Below are 18,217 nucleotides of genomic sequence, written 5' to 3'. Positions count from 1 at the left end.
TCGAAATAGCCTTTTATTGTATCCAGCCTCATCATGGCACATCAATCCACTTGGTATTGCGGATACTTTCAACTGCAGCGATCGTGGCCCTGCTGGTATTGACAATTTCGTCAAAGCTGATCAGCGTCTTACCAGACTTAATCGCTGCGAAAAGTTGCTCAAACTGCTCCTGATGACCTTTTTTCTTGCCAGCCCGGTAGCGGCTGAATCCTTTGAAACCATAGCCAGTCAGTTTTGAAAAATCGTCCAGGATTAATGTTCGTCCCTGGGAATAAACTTCGACGCGCTCTTTGGGATAGGATCTGTGGCCGTTTGAAAAATAATTTACTACGCCGGTCGAGCCGTCGGCGCAACGCATGGAAATGTTGGCATTTTCGCAGGTGGTGCTGCCGGACATGGCGTTTGTGCAAACTGCCGTGATGGGACTGCCAGTCAAAAAACTGACCAAGTCGATAAAATGGCAGGCTTCGCCGATGATCCTGCCGCCGCCAATTGCCGGATTATTTTGCCAGGCATGTTCAGGTAATGCCCCTGCATTAACCGTAATGACCACATTCATCGGCGCGCCGCCATCGAGCAGCGATTTCATTTTCGTGGCATAAGGTGAAAAGCGCCGGTTAAAACCGACAGTCAGACTAGCTTCCGACTTTTCCCAAACCGCAATGACTTCCTCCAACTCAGCCACATTCACCGCCAGCGGTTTCTCTACAAAAACATGCTTTCCTGCCGCCAGCGCCTCGGCGGCCATTTTTGCATGAAGGTTATGCCTGGTCGCGATGATTACCAAGCTCACTTCACTGTCGGCCAGTATCTCATGATAATCTGCCGTAGCGATCGGGATTTTATATTTCGGCGCCAATTCCACCGCATTCAATCCGCCAGCGCATCCAAGATATTTCACATTGGATTTTTTGAGTGCAGGCAGCAAAGTCATCCGCGCATAATTTCCTGCACCTATCACTCCGGAAACAATTTCAGTCGGCGGAAACAGAGCACTTTGCACCCTTTCAATTTTTTTGACTTCCGCAACCTTCGCGTAATCGATCGTCCAGGCAATGTTTTTCTTCATCGCATCGCCTGCATAGATTTTGGTAAAATCATCCAGCGGAACTGGCGTAGAAAGTAGCGGCTTGACATTCAGTAAACCTCTGGAAAGCATTTCGAGCACCGCCTGGAAGTTGCGATTTTCAGTCCATCGCACAAATGAAACCGGGTAATCAATTGCTTCTTGTTCATAGCCCGGATCGTAACGTCCGGGGCCATACGAGCAGGAGACCTGGAAAGTCAGCTCCTTTTTATAAAATTCCGCGCGGTTCAGTTTCAGTCCAACATTACCTGTCAAAACAATCTTTCCGCGCTTCCGGGCAATGTTAGCTGCCTGCGAAATGATTTTGTCCGACTTCGAGCTGGCGGCTATAATCACCCCATCCGCGCCGATACCATCAGTCACATTTCGAATGTGGTTTTCAACACTCTGAGTTTGAGGGTTAACCGTAATGATACCCAGGTCGGCAGCAAGTTTAAGTCGCTCATTTTCAGGCTCGACACCAATTACTTGGCAACCATTTGCTTTTAACAATGCTGCCGTCAGCCAACCGATCAATCCCAGACCAATCACAACAACCGTCTCACCCAGAGCGGGTTCCAACAACCGGATGCCTTGTAACGCTACCGCACCGAGTACCGTAAAAACAGCTTCTTCGTCGGGAACATTAGCCGGGATTTTACACACCAGATTGACTGGTACGCAGACAATTTCCGCATGCGGACCATTACTTACCACCCGGTCACCACATTTGAAATCCAGTACGCCTTCACCCACCGCAACTACCTCACCCACATTGGAATAACCCAGCGGAAGTAGTTCATCCAGCTTGTTTGAAACCGCCCTCATTGTGGGTAGCAACCCTTCTGTTTTGATTTTTCGTAAAACCTCCCTAGTGCGGTCTGCGTTGTGCCAGACTTTACTTAATAAATTGGCCCTACTGAAATCCAGGAGCATTTTTTCGGTGCCGGGAGATACCAGTGTTTTGTGCGTTCGGATGAGCACACAGCCTTTTTTGACGATTGGGGTGGGGACTTCCTGCAGGATGGTTGCGCCTGTACGCAGGTGCTGGGCGAGTTGCTTCATGTGATAGTGTGTGCAGCCTTCAAATGTTCTGGGTCGAACATTGCGGCGTACATGCAATCGCAAAAGTTTTAATATTTTTGGTAAAATCCAATTTCACATCGCGTACAAAATCCTTTACCGCTTCAATGAAAAAACAGCTCAACGTTGGCATCGTAGGTTACAAGTTTATGGGCCGGGCGCACAGCAACGCCTGGAAAAAAGCACCTTTATTTTTTGATATGCCGGTGACGCCGGTACTGAAAGCCGCGTGTGGAAGAAACGAGGAATCGGTGCGGGAATTTGCCGATAACTGGGGCTGGGAGGACATTGAGACGGATTGGCAAAAGCTGGTTACACGCCCGGATATTGACATTATCGACATTGCGCTGCCGCAAAACCTGCACTACGAAATCGCGCTCGCCGCGGCAAAAGCCGGCAAGCATATCTTCTGCGAAAAACCACTTTCGATGACCAGCGTACAAGCGGAAGAAATGTTGAAAGTGTGTGAAGAAAATAAGGTTACCCACTATCTCAACCACAATTACCGCCGGACACCAGCGGTGGCGCACGCCAAAAAAATGATTGAAGACGGCAAAATCGGGCGGATTTTTCACTGGCGCTGTGCGTACCAGCAAGACTGGATTGTGGACCCGGCATTTCCGCTAACCTGGCAGCTGCGCAAGGAAACTGCACAAGCCGGGCCTCAGTGGGATTTGAATTCGCATGCGGTCGATCTGGCGCATTTTCTGGTGGGCGACATTGATACGGTTTCGTGCCTGACAGCCAATTTTATCAAAGAGCGCCCGATTGCCGATGAAAATGCATCCGGTAGCCTCTCTGCAACTTCTCTCGGAACTGAAATGGGTGAAGTAACTGTGGACGATGCAGCATTAATGATGGTAACATTTAAAAATGGCGCGGTGGGGTCATTTGAAGCGACACGTTTTGCGAGCGGCAGAAAAAACCGGCTGACATTTGAAATTTACGGGAGCGAAGGCAGCATTACATTTGATCTGGAAAGAATGAATGAGCTGCAATATTTTTCGAGAAATGACGCCGAGGGGGACCAGGGTTTCCGTACCATACTTGCGACGGAAGCCGCGCATCCTTATGCCAATAACTGGTGGCCGGCCGGACATATCATTGGTTATGAGCACGCTTTCGTGCATGCGGTAGTCGATTTTGTGGACGCCGTGGAGAAAGGTATTTCTATCAAACCTGATTTTTCTGATGGTTTGAAAATCATTCAGGTTTTGGAAGCAGGACTTCGCTCGGCGGAAACGAAGCAGCAGGTCCAGCTATAATGTTATTTCACCATTCCCTTTTTAGTCAGCCAAAAATCATGACGAAAATGATCAGAAACATTTTACCGGGAAAATGCTGTAAAGCATTCATTTTGTGTGCAATAGCACTCCTTATTTCCACCAGGATTTTGGCACAAAACAAAAAAGGGAATGGTGATATTTATAAAAAAGACAACCTGATCGCGTGGTGCATTGTACCATTTGATTCCAAAAATCGTGGCCCGGTGGAGCGTGCGGAAATGCTGAACAAGCTGGGAATCAATAAGCTGGCCTATGACTGGCGTGAGAAACACATTCCGACATTCGATGCAGAACTGGACGCTTTGAAAGCCCATAAAATTAAGTTGCAGGCATTCTGGCTATACTCCGGCCCGCAGCCTGAAACGGACAAAAATTTTGCTGCGATCATTGATGTACTGAAACGTCACAAGGTCAAGACGCAGATATGGTGCATGGTCGGCGGAATCAAAGATCTGGACCAGATGTCGCAGCAGGAAAAAATAAATGCGCATGCCCGGGTCATCGCTTACATTGCCGACAAAGCGGCGGAAATTGGCTGCACCGTAGGCATTTATAACCACGGCGGCTGGTATGGCGAGCCTGAGAACCAGCTGGAAATCATCAATTATTTGAAAAAACCCAACATTGGTATTGTTTACAACTTCCATCATGCGGAGGAACAGCTGGAAACATTCCCGAAATTTTTTCCAAAAATCCTACCGCATTTAATGGCCGTCAACCTCGCCGGACTGATCAAAGGAAATCCGGTTAAAGTAGTACCGGTCGGACAAGGCGATGCTGAGCTGGAAATGATGCGGATTGTGCAAAACAGTGGATACAATGGCCCTGTCGGGATTATCAACGAAGAATTCGCTTCCGACGCCGAAGTGGGGTTGCAGATGAATATCGACGGAATGAAAAAGATTCTTGCCGAACTGGGCGATACCAGCGCACTGAGAACCTACCGTTAACTTGCCGGAAATCTTTCAGGCATACTCATTAAAAGTAATTTTAAAGGTTGTACCCTGGTTCACTTTACTGAAAACCTGTATTCTTCCTCCCTGCGCCTCGATCTGATTTTTGATCAAAAACAACCCGACACCATGCGCGTCTTTGTGATTATGGAAAGTTTTATAGAGCCCAAAAACCTTATCGGCGTGCAAATCCAGGTTGATCCCTTTCCCGTCGTCGGTGTAGCGCAGCTCTTTTATTCCTTCGCCATTGAGGTAAAATTTCAATGAAATGTGCGCGGGTGCATTGTCTCTTTTGTACTTGATACCATTCGAAATCAGGTTGATCAGGATACTTTCCATATAAGCCTGTGGGAAAATAATCGTGTCAAAATCGTATTTTAAATCCACGGTCGTACCAGTTTCGATGATGCTCTCGCTGAGGATCGAAAGCACACTGTTGGTCACCTTATAAATGTCCAGTTCCTCGCTTTCCGCGTTATTATCCCTGATCTTAATAATCTCCGAAAGATCGTTCAGCGTATGGTCAAGGTTTTTTGAAACTGTTTTAATCCTTTGAAAAACCGCCAGGTTTCCGTCTGACAGCGCAGGTTCGTCTACAAAAGTGGTCAGAGACTCAATGTTGCTGGAATGATCACGAAGGTTATTTGAAAGGATGTGGGTAAAGTTTTTAAGCTGGTTGTTCTGCTGGGCCATCTGGTCGATCGATTTGATCAGATTCAGCTCGGCCGTTTTGTATCGGTCAATGTCCATGATCACGCCGCGGATCTTGGTCACCTCATCATTTCGGTCGATGACCGCGCTGCCCGAAAAACGCACCCATTTTCCGTGCCTCGAAGTGCGCATTTTCAACTCATGGTCCCAGGAAGTTTTGGTACCGGCGGAGTTGAGCAAGGCCAGTTTGATCGTCATCTGGTCTGTCTCAGAGAAAAATTGCAGCAGATCTTCTTCCGTAACAATCAATGTTTCATCCATTTCAAAGATTTCCCCAGAGGTTTGCGTCCACTTGAATTCTTTGGTTGTCAGATCAAACTCCCAGCCGCCCAGCCTGCCCACTTCACCCGCCGCGGTGAGAAGAAATTCGCTCGCCGCGAGCTTTTCTTCAACAATGTTGCGCTCCGTGATTTCCTTCTGCAGATCAGACACCGACCTGATAGAAAGAATGTTGGGGAAAATTTTAAAAAGGTAGAAAACCGTCGTAAGAGAAACCGCCGCCGTGAAGAACCGCACCAGTGCACTAAGCCTGTAAACCGGCACCCAGAAAATCAGTGCATCGATAAAATGGGTTGTACCGCAGAGTACAATGAATGCTACAAAAAGCCAGATGGTTTTGGGAAAAGGAAAGTCACGCCGGGACATGACCACTTTCATCAAAAATACCGGAATGAGAAAATACGCACTCCAAATCAGAAGGTCCGAAATGATATAGAGCCAACCATGAAAGTCTGTCCACTCTCCGCAATACCACCTGGCCGGCCAGTTTTTAGTGCTTAAAATACCTTCAAAAAACCCGGTAATCTGCTCTGAAACGCCTGCTTTTTGATTTTGATTAATAATTGTACCGGTCTTGCACATGCGGATACTGTCCGCATCGGTGACACACAATATGTTTTCAGGTCTCATATCTTTTCATCATAGTAGGGAACGATATCGTTCGATCGTCGGACATAGTTCAGGTCCTTAGCGGAATATTTTAATACTCAACCCCTGCGGCTATGTCCAACAAAAAGTAATATACGTAATAGATGATGATCGAAAAAGTTTTACCCGGGCTTACAAATCTTTTTCCAGTGAAATCGTGCGTGTGTTTTGAAGATAGAAATGCAGGCAACGAATAATTTTGGGCATAAAAAAAGCATCGATTTCTCGATGCGCTTAGGCCAAAAACAAAAAAGCACCGATTTCTCGATGCTTTTCCTTCCGTGGGAGTTGAGGGATTCGAACGGCAGCGGCCGACCGTCCCCGACCCTCTGCTTGTAAGGCAGATGCTCTGAGGCTAAAAACAAAAAAAGCACCGATTTCTCGATGCTTTTGTCTTGTGGGAGTTGAGGGATTCGAACCCCCGACCCTCTGCTTGTAAGGCAGATGCTCTGAACCAACTGAGCTAAACTCCCTTTTCCCGTCGTTTGGGAGTGCAAATATGTGCGACTAAACTTTTTTCTGCAAACATTTCAGGCAAAAAAAATGAAATAATTTGCAAGACTCTGAGGATCAGCTAACAATTATTCGAAGTTCAGATACAGCGTAACTGTATGAGTTGTCATTTTCTGGATTCCTACGCCGGTTGAATTTTTTGTGGGCTGATACATATTTGTCAAACCTTGCGAAAAACGCAGCTCGGGTGAGAATTTGAAGAATTCGAAAAATTGCTCGTAACCTACCCCAAAATCAAGTGATACATCGCTTGACTTGGTATCCAGCCGCCCGCTCCCGCTGCCCCCGCGACTCCTTTTTACATTGGTTTCCAATCCGAGCGTCGCGCCGGCGAGCATGTACATACGCGAGTTTACGCGCCTCAACGATTTGTATTTCAGCATAATCGGAATTTCGATCCAGGTCGATTCCCGTTTTTCTGTCTTCTCGGTACCATTTGGATAGTTGAATTTGACATTACGGTCATAAAGCGAAACCGAAGGCGTCGTGCGCAAATCGAAATGATCCGTCAGAAAAGCATTGACGATAAACCCCATCCTGAACGCCGCGCTGGTGGGCGACTGGATCACATACGCCGAATCTTTCGGAATGAAATCGTTACTATGCTTAATGTTGAAACGCGTGAAAGGGACCGCGAACAAAATCCCGTAATGTATCGGCTTATCATCGTAATATTCAAGATGTTTTCTCCGGTAGCCGATGCCTTGTGCGTGTGTTTCGTGGGCTGTCAATGCCAGCAGCAGTATGCCAAAAATTACTTTTGACCGATGTAAATTGAACAGATCCCGAAGGTAAGTGGTATGCATTTGGTGTTTATGAAACCTGCTTTTTTATAAATTTCAAGAAAAGCCTCTCCATCTGGAAACGCCTGAACTGATTCGGGCAGATATGTATACGCCGAACTATCCTTTGAAACGGCATTACCGATGACAGGTAATATGTATTTGAAATAAAAATTATAAAGTTGCTTGAAAGGGAAACTTTTGGGCTTGGAAAATTCTACCACCACACAAGTCCCTCCTGGCTTCATCACGCGGTTCATTTCGGTCAACCCGGCCAGTAAATCCTGAAAATTGCGTACTCCAAACGAAACGATGATCGCGTCAAAATAATTGTTTGTAAAAGACAAACTTTCGGAGTCACCGCTTTGCATCGTAATGATGTCCTGCTTGCCCAATTTGGCGATTTTCTCGCGTCCCACGGCCAGCATTCCTTCCGAAATATCGACGCCAATGATCTTGTCGGGTTTCAGTGAAAGTGCCTCGATCGCAAAATCGCCGGTACCGGTGGCAATGTCCAGGATCACTTTCGGCTGCTGTTTTTTGAGCAGCTTAATCGCCCGCTTCCGCCAGTAAATGTCTACACCACCACTCAAAACATGGTTGAGCAAATCGTATTTGGGAGAAATGTTGTCGAACATTTCAGCTACCTGCTCTCTTTTACTTCCGTCTTTGTCCTTGTATGGTACGACACTCATTTTTGCTTCCGATAAATGCACTAGGGAACAAAACTAACAGATAAATACGGTTATCGCGTTCCCGCCGCGGTCCAATTTGGCGGCGAGTCTGTTACCTATCGCACAAACGCACGTCTAAAGGATCATAGAAACAAAATGTCTGATCCAAACCACATTGATATGCGCCCACTTATTCTCTTATTCAGTCTGCTAGCAATTTGCGCCCATGCTCAGCAAACCTGGCGAAAACCTTCTACGAATGGAATTAGCAGCAAAAAAAGTTACATCCGGAAAGACAGTCACCAATATTCGTTGACATTTCGCGGCGGGCTTACCCAATTTTTCGGCGAGCTTGGCGACCAGGATATGCGCAGTGTGATTGGCGTGAGTCTTGGAAAAAATTTCATTAAAAACTTCGCGCTGCACTTAGATTATAATGCCGGAAAAGTGGGCGGAGAAAAGCAGGCGTTCTTTAATTCTTATTTTATCAATGAGTTTATTACGATTGAATGTCTGGCAAAGTGGAACCTTACAGAGCAATTTAATCGGCTGGAACCGGGGCCAGTTAACTTTTTTATTTATGGAGGTTTAGGTCAAATTTATTTCAGTGCAAATGCATTTAACATTGACGACGACAAGCTGCTAAGATTCACAAATAGCCAGCTCAGTGCCAGAAACCGACTTTTTCTCCGCTGGGGACCCGCCAAAGGACCGACCGGAATCAAGAAAACGCGTGAGGGAATATTGCCGCTCGGAACTTGTCTGGAATATGAATTGCTACCGAATTGTAAGCTGGGGATCGATTACCGTTTTTACTTTGTAAGAACTGATAAAATGGACGCGACTTCCGGCAGGCGACTGATCAATCCGGAGGAAAGCGACAGTTACAGCGATACGCCCAATGATAAGTTCAGTTTTCTTTCTTTGTCCCTAACTTGCCGATTCGGAAAACCAAAATGAATCTAACCGGGTTGTACGCCCATCATGAACATGTCCGTTAACGCCGTTAAGTACAAGCTCTATCCAACGTTACTCAATGTTTTCGATCGTTTTGAAAAAGGCTATATTGATGAAAATGAACTGCTTAACAGAGTTAACCGGGTACCCGTCCCGCAAACCGAAGCCCAAAAGCGCGGTGCATCATTTGAAGAGGCGGTGATCAAAGGAATGGATGAAGATTTGTACGATTATCAAATCCTGGAAAAAGTCCGCGCGCTGCTCCCCCGTCCAATGCTGAAAACGCAGGTATACTGCGAATACCAGCTCGATGATGTTTTAATGTATGGTTATGTTGATGTTTTAGGCAAAATCATGGCCGTCGATATCAAAACCACCAGCAAATACGAACCCGGCTGCTACGCCATCAGCCACCAGAATTTTTATCTACCTGCACTACGCGGAAAAGGCATCCGCAGTTTGCGCTACATCATTACGGATTTTAAGGAGGTGTATTTTGAAGATTATGATCATACGCTGGATTTTGCACATCAGATTCAGCAGATCAAATCCTTCTGTGTGTTTCTTGAAACCCACCGCGACCGGATTACCGACCGGCGGATTTTTGGCGGCTAAGCCCCGACTGGCTCTTGTCATAGTCTTCTGCATCTAAAATGCGTTTGCCTGGTTACGAGATCCAAATTTTGTCTTCCTCAACGCATCGCGAAACAAACTTACTGGCCGAAGCCTCAGAATAATCCTCCACGAAACATTGAGCCGTCTGCGCATCCGAGAATTTTGCAGTTCTTTCCAACATTAACTCGGTACCTGTCGAGTTAGTAACGTATGTAGTGATACGGACGATTTCCTCACCGGATTCGGAGCAATCGCGATGCAAGCAAATTTGGGTTTGGGGATTTTGGAGAGGGATGATTTTGAAGTTCATTGTGTGAATAGTTTAGTTGATTGCTACTTTATTTTCGTGCTAAAAGTAAGCGGTGCAAAAATGATAATGCACAACGGATCTGATGTAAAGTATACGTTTATGAAAAAGTTTCGTGATATCAGAACGACGAAAATTATTACTTAGCGGTAGCCTTCTAATTAAGCTTCTCGCTGTAAGTATGTTAACAAATAACGTAAAGTACTATTAGGCAATTTCTATTTGAATTCATTAATATTTCTACATAGTATAGTACGATTACTATACTATTAAGCAGATTTACAAGATTTATCCGTTAGATAATCCTCTTCAACCGTTAGTTCAACGCTTTTTCCAAGGTTTGTAAAGTATTGGATATTTAAGCGCAGCATACAGAGTGCTGCAATTATTCATCCCTTTACAAACTATTTTTATGAAAAAACTCTCTCCGTCCAGGCGCGTTACACCGCACCTTTTAATTCTTCTTGTTCTTGTTTTTGCCCTGATAAACCAGTCTTGCCAGGATAATTTTGAAAGCGAAAATGCATCCCAGAGTCCTCAGAGTGCAACAGCCAGAACTGAAAATACAATGCTCAGTTACAATGACTTTCTGAAGCAGATTGAAGGCTTTAAAGACAAAGAACTATACGATCATTTCCGATCGAACGCCGAAGCTGGACTTCGGACAGCCGAAGAACCGCTACTCGATTTTCGGGTCAGACCGAGCACCACAGATAGCGTGAGAAGGATTTCAGTCAATAACCACACGACATATACGATCCCCGTATACAGACGATCGCACACCGGCGAGGTTTTTCGAAACATTATTATCGATTCAACCGATACTGGCGTCAAAGCATATCTTGCCTGGTATTTCCCGGACAAGAATTGGATAAGGGAGTACCGAAAAGACCGAAAACGTAGTTTCTACGGAACCGTGATCATGAACAACTACGACGACCTGCCTTCTAGCGGAAGACCTGGCGGGCGAGTGGATCAACAGCCGGTTTGTGCTTCTGTAATGGTACTGTCGGAGATTGTGGAACATTTATGCTGCCACAATGCACAGCACGCCTCCTGCAATTGTCCAAATGGAAGCAAGTATTCTTTTGAATTTCTTTATAATATAGTCACAACTTGCATTGATGCCTATATTCCTCCTTCAGGGGGCATGCCAGGTGGCGGAGGTACAGGAGGAGGAACGATACCAAATCCAGGCGGAGGATACGACCCCTGCAATGGTGGCGGCTTACGAACTTCAACGACTCCCTGCAATCCGAATCCGCAAAATCCTGGCCCTGTGGTTACAGCGAATGCGACGGTTGCACCGCTGATCAGCATTGCATCCAGCAAAGGAATCAACTTCACATCAACTGAAATCGCAATTCTTAATTCACAGGATATAACCATGGTCACTAGAATTAAGGACTTGATTTCTACTTTCGGAAACGCTGTTAAAACGGATTATAACAATTTAATGATGGTACTGACAGGCCGAGGTTTGAGTCCCTTGGAAGACCAGGGATTGGATGCACTTGGTGATAATATTGCAAGTTATAAGTTCACTATGCGGCTTATGTATGCGGCTAATGCCTATGCTGCTCAGACCAGTACTGCTCTGATGTTTAATTACTGTGGGTCAACATGCGCCACCTGTAAAGCAAATGCATTCAAGCATGCGCTCTTTCTAATTTTTAACGCCAAAACTTTTACCCAAAAATCTGCCGAAACGCTAGCAGGGGCACATGAATCGGGACAAGCTGGGTTGGATTCGAAGATGGATAAAGAAAATAATGCTGCTGGAAGTGCAATATTTTCTCACTTTAACGGCTCGGGTACTACCGAACAGTGGGTTAGTCGTGTTAAAACGGCAACAGACTTAGGCCAACAAGGGCTGGTATTTATAAAAGGCAATGCGCTGATAAGTACAAAGGAAGCAGATTCAACTTGTCCATAATAAAAAATTATTTATAGAACAGTCAACAAAATGGCCGTCCATGAGAAAGTTTCTATATGTCGTGTTCATCGTTGTCATTGGTTCGCCCTTTTTTTTTGTAATCTTCATAATAGCTTCCTTGATTGTCGATTCCTGTAAAACTGATGGAACATGTGACCAGCTGGAAAATATAAGCTTCAGAGGCATTCACTTTCAATTTCCTATTAGAGTCGGTGATGTGATGAAAACGAGAAGGAATGGGTTTTCCCGCTATTTTAACCACCTAAAAACTGAGGGAATGGCTGGCAAAAACATTTCCGAGGAATGGTTTTTCGAATGGGATTATGGAATGGGAGATCCAAAAGGATTACCTGATATCATCAGGAAACAGCTGATCTATGGCGTCGCATTCGATCTAATTGAGGACAGTTGCAAAACCGATCAGGAGATTATAGGAGAGCTTCAAAAGACGTATCCGGGAGATTACGAGTACTCGGAAGAATGGGGATTAAAGCGTTACAAATGGGAGCGGGATTGCCTGACCATTTTTGTGAAACGTAGGTATCATGAAGGAGGAATCAGTGTGCCAGAAGTTTCTTTTTGCTATGGACTTACTGACATGCAGACGCGGATGTACGGGCTATACACTGGGTACATTAACAGGTATCCGGACTAGTTCAAATTTTTGCAATTGGAAAAAAGAATCCTACGCAAACAACAAAAAAGCCGCTGCGATTGCTCGTAGCGGCTTTTTCTGTGGTGATGGACGGAATCGAACCGCCGACACAAGGATTTTCAGTCCTTTGCTCTACCGACTGAGCTACATCACCAGGCTCAATTGGTTCCTTTCGGGAGTGCAAAAATAGAAAGCTGTCCTGGCTTTCCAAATTGAATGCCAAATTATTTTTTGGAATTTAAGGCTGATTTTTTGCAAGTGTTTGGTATTCAGCAAGTGTTCGGCGCCGATTTTCCAAAAATTTCCAAATTAATTTTTGGAGATTGTCTTGGTACTACATTTTTCTCATATTTGTTTAGGTATGCTTGCATACTATTGAGCCGGTTTTACCATGGAAATTGTTCAGCAAGTCATATTTATCCTTCTCCTAGCGGCCACGGGTTGGCTTGTGGCGAGGCGCGTGGGCGTGATCGGTAAAACGATCAGACTTGGACGTGACGAGGATAGACGCGATCAGCCAGGAAAGCGACTTTCGATGATGCTGCGTATTGCTTTCGGGCAAAAGAAAATGTTTGACCGCCCGCTGATCGGCTTCCTGCATTTGGCGGTTTACCTTGGATTTGTTTTGATTAATGTTGAGGTTCTCGAAATTGTAATTGACGGCATTGCTGGTACGCACCGCGTTTTTGCGCCGATGGTTGGTGGATTTTACGGCATATTGATCAGCTTCTTTGAATTTTTAGCCGTGGGTGTGTTAGTCGCCTGCGTGATTTTCCTGATCCGCAGGAGCATTGTAAAGGTGCCACGATTGCAACCGGAGCGCCACCGCGAAATGCATGGCTGGCCTGCGCTGGATGGCAAGCTGATTCTCGTCTTTGAGATTGTGTTGATGATTGCGATTCTTTCCATGAATGCGGCGGATAGTGTTTTGCAGGATCGGGACAATGCACATTATACTCAAACAGGCACTTTTCTGTTTAGTCAATTCCTGAAACCCATTTTTGCAGGTATTAGTACGGAGCCGCTAATCATCATTGAGCGGTTTGCCTGGTGGTTTCACATTACGGGTATCTTCATTTTCGCGGTTTACGTCACCTATTCCAAACATTTGCACATTGTCCTCGCCTTCCCGAATACTTATTTTGCGAAGCTGGTACCGAAAGGAAAAATGGATAATATGCCGGTGATTACCAGCGAAGTCCGTATTATGCTCGGGCTGGATCAGCCGCAGGAAGGCGCTGTGGTGCCGGAACATTTCGGGGCGAAGGATGTCCAGGATCTGAGCTGGAAGAATTTGATGGACGCTTATTCCTGTACTGAATGCGGGCGGTGTACTTCGGCTTGTCCGGCCAACATTACCGGCAAAAAGCTCTCACCGCGCAAGATCATGATGGATACGCGCGACCGGCTGGAAGATGTGGGACGAAATATGCTGGCGAATAAAGGCGAATTTGTCGACGATGGGAAACAGCTGATCGGTGATTATATCCTTGAAGAAGAAATCCTCGCCTGCACTACTTGCAATGCTTGCGTGCAGGAATGTCCGGTGCTCATTAACCCGATGGACATTATTTTACAGCTGCGCCGCCACAACATTATGGACGAATCGAAAGCGCCGAATTCGTGGAATATGATGTTTCAAAACCTGGAAACGAACCAGGCTCCATGGAAGTTTTCGCCCGGCGACCGGCTTAACTGGGCACAGAAGCTGAATGAGTAAAACGCCTTTATTTTATCGATAAAGCGGTTTTTTAAATATAAAAATGGAAGAGCAAACATATAAAGTCCCGACGATGGCCGAAATGGCTGCGCAGAATGAGACGCCCGAAGTCTTGTTCTGGGTAGGCTGCGCCGGCTCCTTTGATGATCGGTACAAGAAAGTGACCATTGCTTTTACAAAAATCCTGAATAAAGCCGGGATCAAATTTGCTGTTTTAGGGACAGAAGAAAGCTGTACCGGCGACCCTGCACGGCGCGCAGGAAATGAATTTACATTTCAGATGCTGGCGATGTCCAACATTCAGGTGCTGGATATGTACGGTGTGAAGAAAATCGTGACAGCTTGTCCGCATTGTTTCAACACCTTAAAAAACGAATATCCCGAGCTGGGCGGAAACTACGAGGTGCTGCATCATTCAGAATATTTGCAGCAGCTCATCAACGAGGGCCGCATACGTACGCAAGGAAATCAGGCATTTACAGGAAAAAAAATCACATTTCACGATTCCTGCTACCTTGGCCGGGCAAATGATGTTTATGAGGCTCCGCGACACGTTTTAGAATCGCTGGACGCTGATTTGGTGGAGATGAAGCGGTGCAAAACCAAAGGTCTTTGCTGCGGCGCGGGTGGCGGACAAATGTTTAAAGAGCCCGAAAAAGGCAGGAAAGATATCAACATTGAGCGCATTGAAGAGGCTTTACAAACCGGCGCCCATACGATTGCCGTCGCCTGCCCGTTTTGTATGGTAATGATGACCGACGGGCTTAAAAACAAGGAAAAAGAGGATTCTGTCAAAATCTACGACCTGGCCGAACTCATTGCGCAGGCCGAAGGGTTATAATTAAACGTTATTTTTACGATTCAACCGCTGATCTACTATGTATATTCCTTTTAGCTCCATCGATTTACAGGCCAGGATCTGGATCTACCAGTCGGGCAGGGCATTGACCGACCAGGAAACCGGCATCATTACTGAAACTCTGAAAGCTTCGCTCGACGAATGGCAGGCGCACGGAAAAAAATTGACGGCTTCGGGAAAGATATTTGAAAACCGTTTTGTGGTAATCGCTGTGGATGAGCGCGATGAGCTGCCCAGCGGATGTTCGATTGATACTTCCACACATTGGCTGAAAGAAATCGGGCAGCGCATGAACATTGATTTTTTTGACCGCTCGCTGGCTTATCTGGATGATAATCATGAGGTTCAAACAATTCCTGTCCCCAAAATCAGACAAGCGGTGATGGATGAGATCATTCATCCGGATACCACCATTTTTGACAACCAGGTAAGTACGAAAGCGCAGTGGATGAACCGCTGGAAAATCCAGGCGTCACATTCCTGGCTGAGCCGCTATTTTTCCGAACAAACCAGCTCTTAAATCATTTTCATGAGGTTTTTAAAACTTGCCGTCCTGCTCATTTTTGGTGCATTTCTCACTTCCTGCAATGAGAATGTGGTGTACAATGCGCATGAAGATATTAAGGACGGACTTTGGTATATCAAGAATAAACCGACTTTCAAGGTGGAGATCAAGGACACGGTGCAGGCTTATAACCTGTACTATGTTTTAAGAAACGCGCTCCAATATCCTTATTATAATCTCTACATGAACCGACAGTTTATCGGACCGGACAATAAGATGATTACCAATACATTAGAGGAAGTTTTTTTATCTAATGAAACCACAGGAAAACCTTTCGGGAATGGTCTGGGCGACCTTTTTGATCATAAAATACCTTTTCTGAAAAACTATCATTTTCCCCGATCAGGCGTTTACACCTTTACACTTACCCAATCCATGCGGCAAAATCCGCTGCCTTTTATTCTAAGCGTGGGAATCAGCGTGGAGAAAGTCCAGCCGAAAAAAAATTAAGCATTTAACGAGCCTCCCGCAGGATTTCCGGCCGGGCCTGCTGTCGATGGTGGGAATGTTGACCCATCCGGCCTTTTCCGCGGTTTGTTGCGGTATCTGCGATAAGGTTTTTTCTTGAAATCTTTTTCAGCCGCCACTTCCTTCCTGATTTCCTCTTTTTCAGCTTCTACCTCGTGTACGGGTTCCCCCAACAAAAATCCGAAAGGTTCGAGACTTGGAATGGTATCGAGGATCACTTTCAGGATTGCGGTAACTGGTAATGCCAGGATTAAGCCGGAAAGTCCCCAGAGCTGCCCGCCCAAGAACAGGGCTACGATGGCAGCAAGCGGGTTTACGCTCACTTTTGAACCCACAATGTTGGGTGTAATAAAATTACCTTCCAGAAACTGCACAAAACTCATCACCCCTATCACTCCCACCGCATACCAGGGCGAATCCATCGTGACGATCGCCAATAAAGCGGGTAGTACCGAGCCGATCAGGATGCCGATATAGGGGATTAGAATTAAAAATCCAGCCAGAAATCCGAAGAAGATCGCGTGCGGGATGCCTAAAATGAGCAAACCAATACTGTTTAGCACACCTACAATCACAATTACCAGGAACAAACCGGACAGGTAGCTTTGGATCACTTCATAGATTTTTTTCAGCAGGACATTCAAATCTTCATTCGGCACATTCTTGATCGCTTTATGTACGAACATCCTGAAAAAATCGCGGTAAAGCAGGAAGAAGAAAATATATAGCGGAATTAAAACGAATGTTGAAATCGCGCCAGTGGTAGTTACCAGGGTGTTTAACAAAACGGCGCGCCCCTCGGTTAACGCATTCACCAGGTACTTTTTACCCTCACTTACCTGCTGGCTGCGACTGATGTTGAGATACTGCTCCCCCATCGTCAGCGTCTTGTCCATGATGATTTCAGCTTTTTCGGTGATCCTGGGCAGCTCCTCGGCAAAACTGCCGATTTGAAGAGAAACCACGTAAAGCAGTATGGCGATGACCGTAAATAAGGTGAGGATACTCAGCAAAATCGCCCCGATGCGCGGCACTTTATGTCTTTCAAGCCAACCACAAACCGGGTAAAGCAGGATCGCAAGCAGGATAGAAAATGCCAGAGGAATGATTGTTTCCCGAAGTACGTAGAGAATGTAAACTGTGGCGATGAGGGCGACCAGCGTGCTGGCCAGCTTCAGGTACAGGGGCGTTTCTCTATCTTTGTTTGGAACGGGACGTAACGTTGGATTCATGAATAAGGCAATATATGTGTGGTTTGCGGTAAAAACCCTGCTCTGTACCTGTCAACCTGATCAGAGAACGAATGATTTCAGGAAAGTCCGGTCACATTACAAAATTAGTAAAATAGGCAAGCTTCCCTCCCAGGCCTCCGAAAGTTCGGGACTGGCCAGAGCAGGCGGAAAAAGTACATTCTGGACGCACAATGACAGCGGCGGCAAGCCTGAACTATACGAGTTTGACCTCACAGGCAAGCTGATTTCAACAAAAAGCATTCCGGGTACGCAGAATGTGGACTGGGAAGATCTGGCGCAGGACCCGAGTGGAAACATTTACATCGGCGATTTTGGGAATAATGCAGGCACGAGGAAGTCGCTGGACATTTATAAGTACAATCCCACAGCTTCCACTACCGAGAAAATTTCTTTTCAATATCCCTTTAAAAAAGTCGATAAAGACGCTCCAAACGATTTTGAGGCCTTTTTTTATCACGATCAAAAACTCTGGCTTTTCTCAAAAAACTGGGGCAAGGACAAGTTTGTAAAAGTATATACACTTCCTGCCGAAAAAGGCACATACAAGCTGACGCCGGTCGATAGCATTCAGGTCAGCAGCCAGGTAACTTCGGCGGATATGAGTCCCGATGGGAAAACATTTGCCCTGCTGACCTACGGCAAAGTGCTCACTTTTGAAGTGTCGGGTGAAGAGATTAATTTTAAAAAACCGGTTGGCTGTTTCAGGCTTGTGAAGAAGCAATCTGAGGCGCTTATTTTTTTGAACAATACCGATATGCTGATCACAAACGAGCAGGGTGATTTCTACAAAATTACTTACCAATGATATTATGTTTGTGTTAATAATCCGCTTGTGCATGTAATGTGAACATCACATCCGCTAATTTCGAATCGCGTTTTAATCACAA

General features: G+C 45.8%; 17 protein-coding genes and 2 tRNA genes. 11 read left to right on the top strand and 8 right to left on the bottom strand.

What is annotated here, in order from left to right; translation table 11 throughout:
• Positions 1-31 precede the first annotated feature (31 nt).
• Positions 32-2,131 (bottom strand): bi-domain-containing oxidoreductase, encoded by a 2,100-nt coding sequence (locus tag FEN17_RS11650; RefSeq protein ID WP_138365534.1) that lies wholly within the window; start codon positions 2,129-2,131, stop codon positions 32-34.
• A 125-nt stretch (positions 2,132-2,256) separates the two neighbouring features.
• Here FEN17_RS11650 and FEN17_RS11645 point away from each other — a divergent pair, with 125 nt between their 5' ends.
• Together FEN17_RS11645 and FEN17_RS11640 are read left to right on the top strand one after the other, a co-directional pair.
• The gene (locus FEN17_RS11645; protein ID WP_138365533.1) at positions 2,257-3,414 is read left to right on the top strand and encodes a Gfo/Idh/MocA family protein; all 1,158 of its coding nucleotides are present in this window, start codon (positions 2,257-2,259) and stop codon (positions 3,412-3,414) included.
• Between the two features lie 128 nt (positions 3,415-3,542).
• Positions 3,543-4,385, top strand: a complete 843-nt coding sequence (locus tag FEN17_RS11640) for a sugar phosphate isomerase/epimerase family protein (RefSeq protein ID WP_229208784.1) — start codon at positions 3,543-3,545, stop codon at positions 4,383-4,385.
• A 15-nt stretch (positions 4,386-4,400) separates the two neighbouring features.
• On the opposite strand, the gene FEN17_RS11635 is transcribed toward FEN17_RS11640, so the two are convergent.
• The 4 genes from FEN17_RS11635 to ubiE all read right to left on the bottom strand — a co-directional run bounded on the left by FEN17_RS11635 (position 4,401) and on the right by ubiE (position 8,016).
• Positions 4,401-6,008: a sensor histidine kinase gene (locus tag FEN17_RS11635; protein ID WP_138365531.1), complete on the bottom strand. Its 1,608-nt coding sequence runs from the start codon at positions 6,006-6,008 to the stop codon at positions 4,401-4,403.
• A 416-nt stretch (positions 6,009-6,424) separates the two neighbouring features.
• A tRNA-Val gene (locus tag FEN17_RS11630) sits at positions 6,425-6,499 on the bottom strand.
• A gap of 108 nt (positions 6,500-6,607) precedes the next feature.
• On the bottom strand, positions 6,608-7,345 hold the full coding sequence (gene porT, locus FEN17_RS11625; RefSeq protein ID WP_138365530.1) for a type IX secretion/gliding motility protein PorT/SprT: 738 nt from the start codon (positions 7,343-7,345) through the stop codon (positions 6,608-6,610).
• Positions 7,294-8,016: a bifunctional demethylmenaquinone methyltransferase/2-methoxy-6-polyprenyl-1,4-benzoquinol methylase UbiE gene (ubiE, locus tag FEN17_RS11620; RefSeq protein WP_138365529.1), complete on the bottom strand. Its 723-nt coding sequence runs from the start codon at positions 8,014-8,016 to the stop codon at positions 7,294-7,296. The genes porT and ubiE overlap by 52 nt, the downstream gene beginning before the upstream one ends.
• 159 nt (positions 8,017-8,175) lie before the next feature.
• Here ubiE and FEN17_RS11615 point away from each other — a divergent pair, with 159 nt between their 5' ends.
• Both FEN17_RS11615 and FEN17_RS11610 read left to right on the top strand, forming a co-directional pair.
• Positions 8,176-8,955, top strand: a complete 780-nt coding sequence (locus FEN17_RS11615; RefSeq protein WP_138365528.1) for a hypothetical protein — start codon at positions 8,176-8,178, stop codon at positions 8,953-8,955.
• A gap of 30 nt (positions 8,956-8,985) precedes the next feature.
• Positions 8,986-9,567 carry a hypothetical protein gene (locus FEN17_RS11610; RefSeq protein ID WP_138365527.1) on the top strand — a complete coding sequence of 194 codons (582 nt, stop codon included), beginning with the start codon at positions 8,986-8,988 and terminating at the stop codon, positions 9,565-9,567.
• A gap of 52 nt (positions 9,568-9,619) precedes the next feature.
• Here FEN17_RS11610 and FEN17_RS11605 read toward each other — a convergent pair whose 3' ends face one another.
• Positions 9,620-9,877, bottom strand: coding sequence for a hypothetical protein (locus tag FEN17_RS11605; RefSeq protein WP_138365526.1), 258 nt, complete (start codon positions 9,875-9,877; stop codon positions 9,620-9,622).
• Between the two features lie 409 nt (positions 9,878-10,286).
• On the opposite strand from FEN17_RS11605, the gene FEN17_RS11600 reads away from it, so the two are divergent.
• Both FEN17_RS11600 and FEN17_RS11595 read left to right on the top strand, forming a co-directional pair.
• Positions 10,287-11,810, top strand: coding sequence for a DUF6973 domain-containing protein (locus FEN17_RS11600; protein WP_138365525.1), 1,524 nt, complete (start codon positions 10,287-10,289; stop codon positions 11,808-11,810).
• A 277-nt stretch (positions 11,811-12,087) separates the two neighbouring features.
• Entirely contained in the window at positions 12,088-12,465 is a 378-nt protein-coding gene (locus FEN17_RS11595; RefSeq protein ID WP_138365524.1) for a hypothetical protein, read from the top strand.
• An 81-nt stretch (positions 12,466-12,546) separates the two neighbouring features.
• Here the strand turns inward: FEN17_RS11595 and FEN17_RS11590 are convergent.
• A tRNA-Phe gene (locus FEN17_RS11590) sits at positions 12,547-12,619 on the bottom strand.
• A gap of 237 nt (positions 12,620-12,856) precedes the next feature.
• Here FEN17_RS11590 and FEN17_RS11585 point away from each other — a divergent pair.
• The 4 genes from FEN17_RS11585 to FEN17_RS11570 are packed head-to-tail and all read left to right on the top strand — an operon-like array spanning position 12,857 to position 16,059.
• A complete protein-coding gene (locus FEN17_RS11585; RefSeq protein WP_138365523.1) occupies positions 12,857-14,185 on the top strand; it encodes a 4Fe-4S dicluster domain-containing protein in 1,329 nt (442 codons plus the stop codon).
• Positions 14,186-14,228: 43 nt separating this feature from the next.
• Positions 14,229-15,026, top strand: coding sequence for a (Fe-S)-binding protein (locus FEN17_RS11580; protein WP_138365522.1), 798 nt, complete (start codon positions 14,229-14,231; stop codon positions 15,024-15,026).
• A gap of 37 nt (positions 15,027-15,063) precedes the next feature.
• Positions 15,064-15,564, top strand: a complete 501-nt coding sequence (locus tag FEN17_RS11575) for a hypothetical protein (protein ID WP_138365521.1) — start codon at positions 15,064-15,066, stop codon at positions 15,562-15,564.
• A gap of 9 nt (positions 15,565-15,573) precedes the next feature.
• Positions 15,574-16,059 (top strand): gliding motility lipoprotein GldH, encoded by a 486-nt coding sequence (locus FEN17_RS11570; RefSeq protein ID WP_138365520.1) that lies wholly within the window; start codon positions 15,574-15,576, stop codon positions 16,057-16,059.
• On the opposite strand, the gene FEN17_RS11565 is transcribed toward FEN17_RS11570, so the two are convergent.
• A complete protein-coding gene (locus FEN17_RS11565) occupies positions 16,056-17,309 on the bottom strand; it encodes an AI-2E family transporter (RefSeq protein WP_229208783.1) in 1,254 nt (417 codons plus the stop codon). The two genes, FEN17_RS11570 and FEN17_RS11565, sit on opposite strands and share 4 nt — an antisense overlap.
• On the opposite strand from FEN17_RS11565, the gene FEN17_RS11560 reads away from it, so the two are divergent.
• The gene (locus tag FEN17_RS11560; RefSeq protein WP_138365519.1) at positions 17,308-18,135 is read left to right on the top strand and encodes an SdiA-regulated/phytase-like domain-containing protein; all 828 of its coding nucleotides are present in this window, start codon (positions 17,308-17,310) and stop codon (positions 18,133-18,135) included. The two genes, FEN17_RS11565 and FEN17_RS11560, sit on opposite strands and share 2 nt — an antisense overlap.
• The last annotated feature ends 82 nt before the right edge of the window (positions 18,136-18,217 follow it).

The organism is Dyadobacter luticola, from assembly GCF_005860805.1.
Taxonomy (GTDB): domain Bacteria; phylum Bacteroidota; class Bacteroidia; order Cytophagales; family Spirosomataceae; genus Dyadobacter; species Dyadobacter luticola.
Note: the sequence above shows the minus strand (reverse complement) of the source record. Positions and strands in the feature narration are given on the sequence as shown.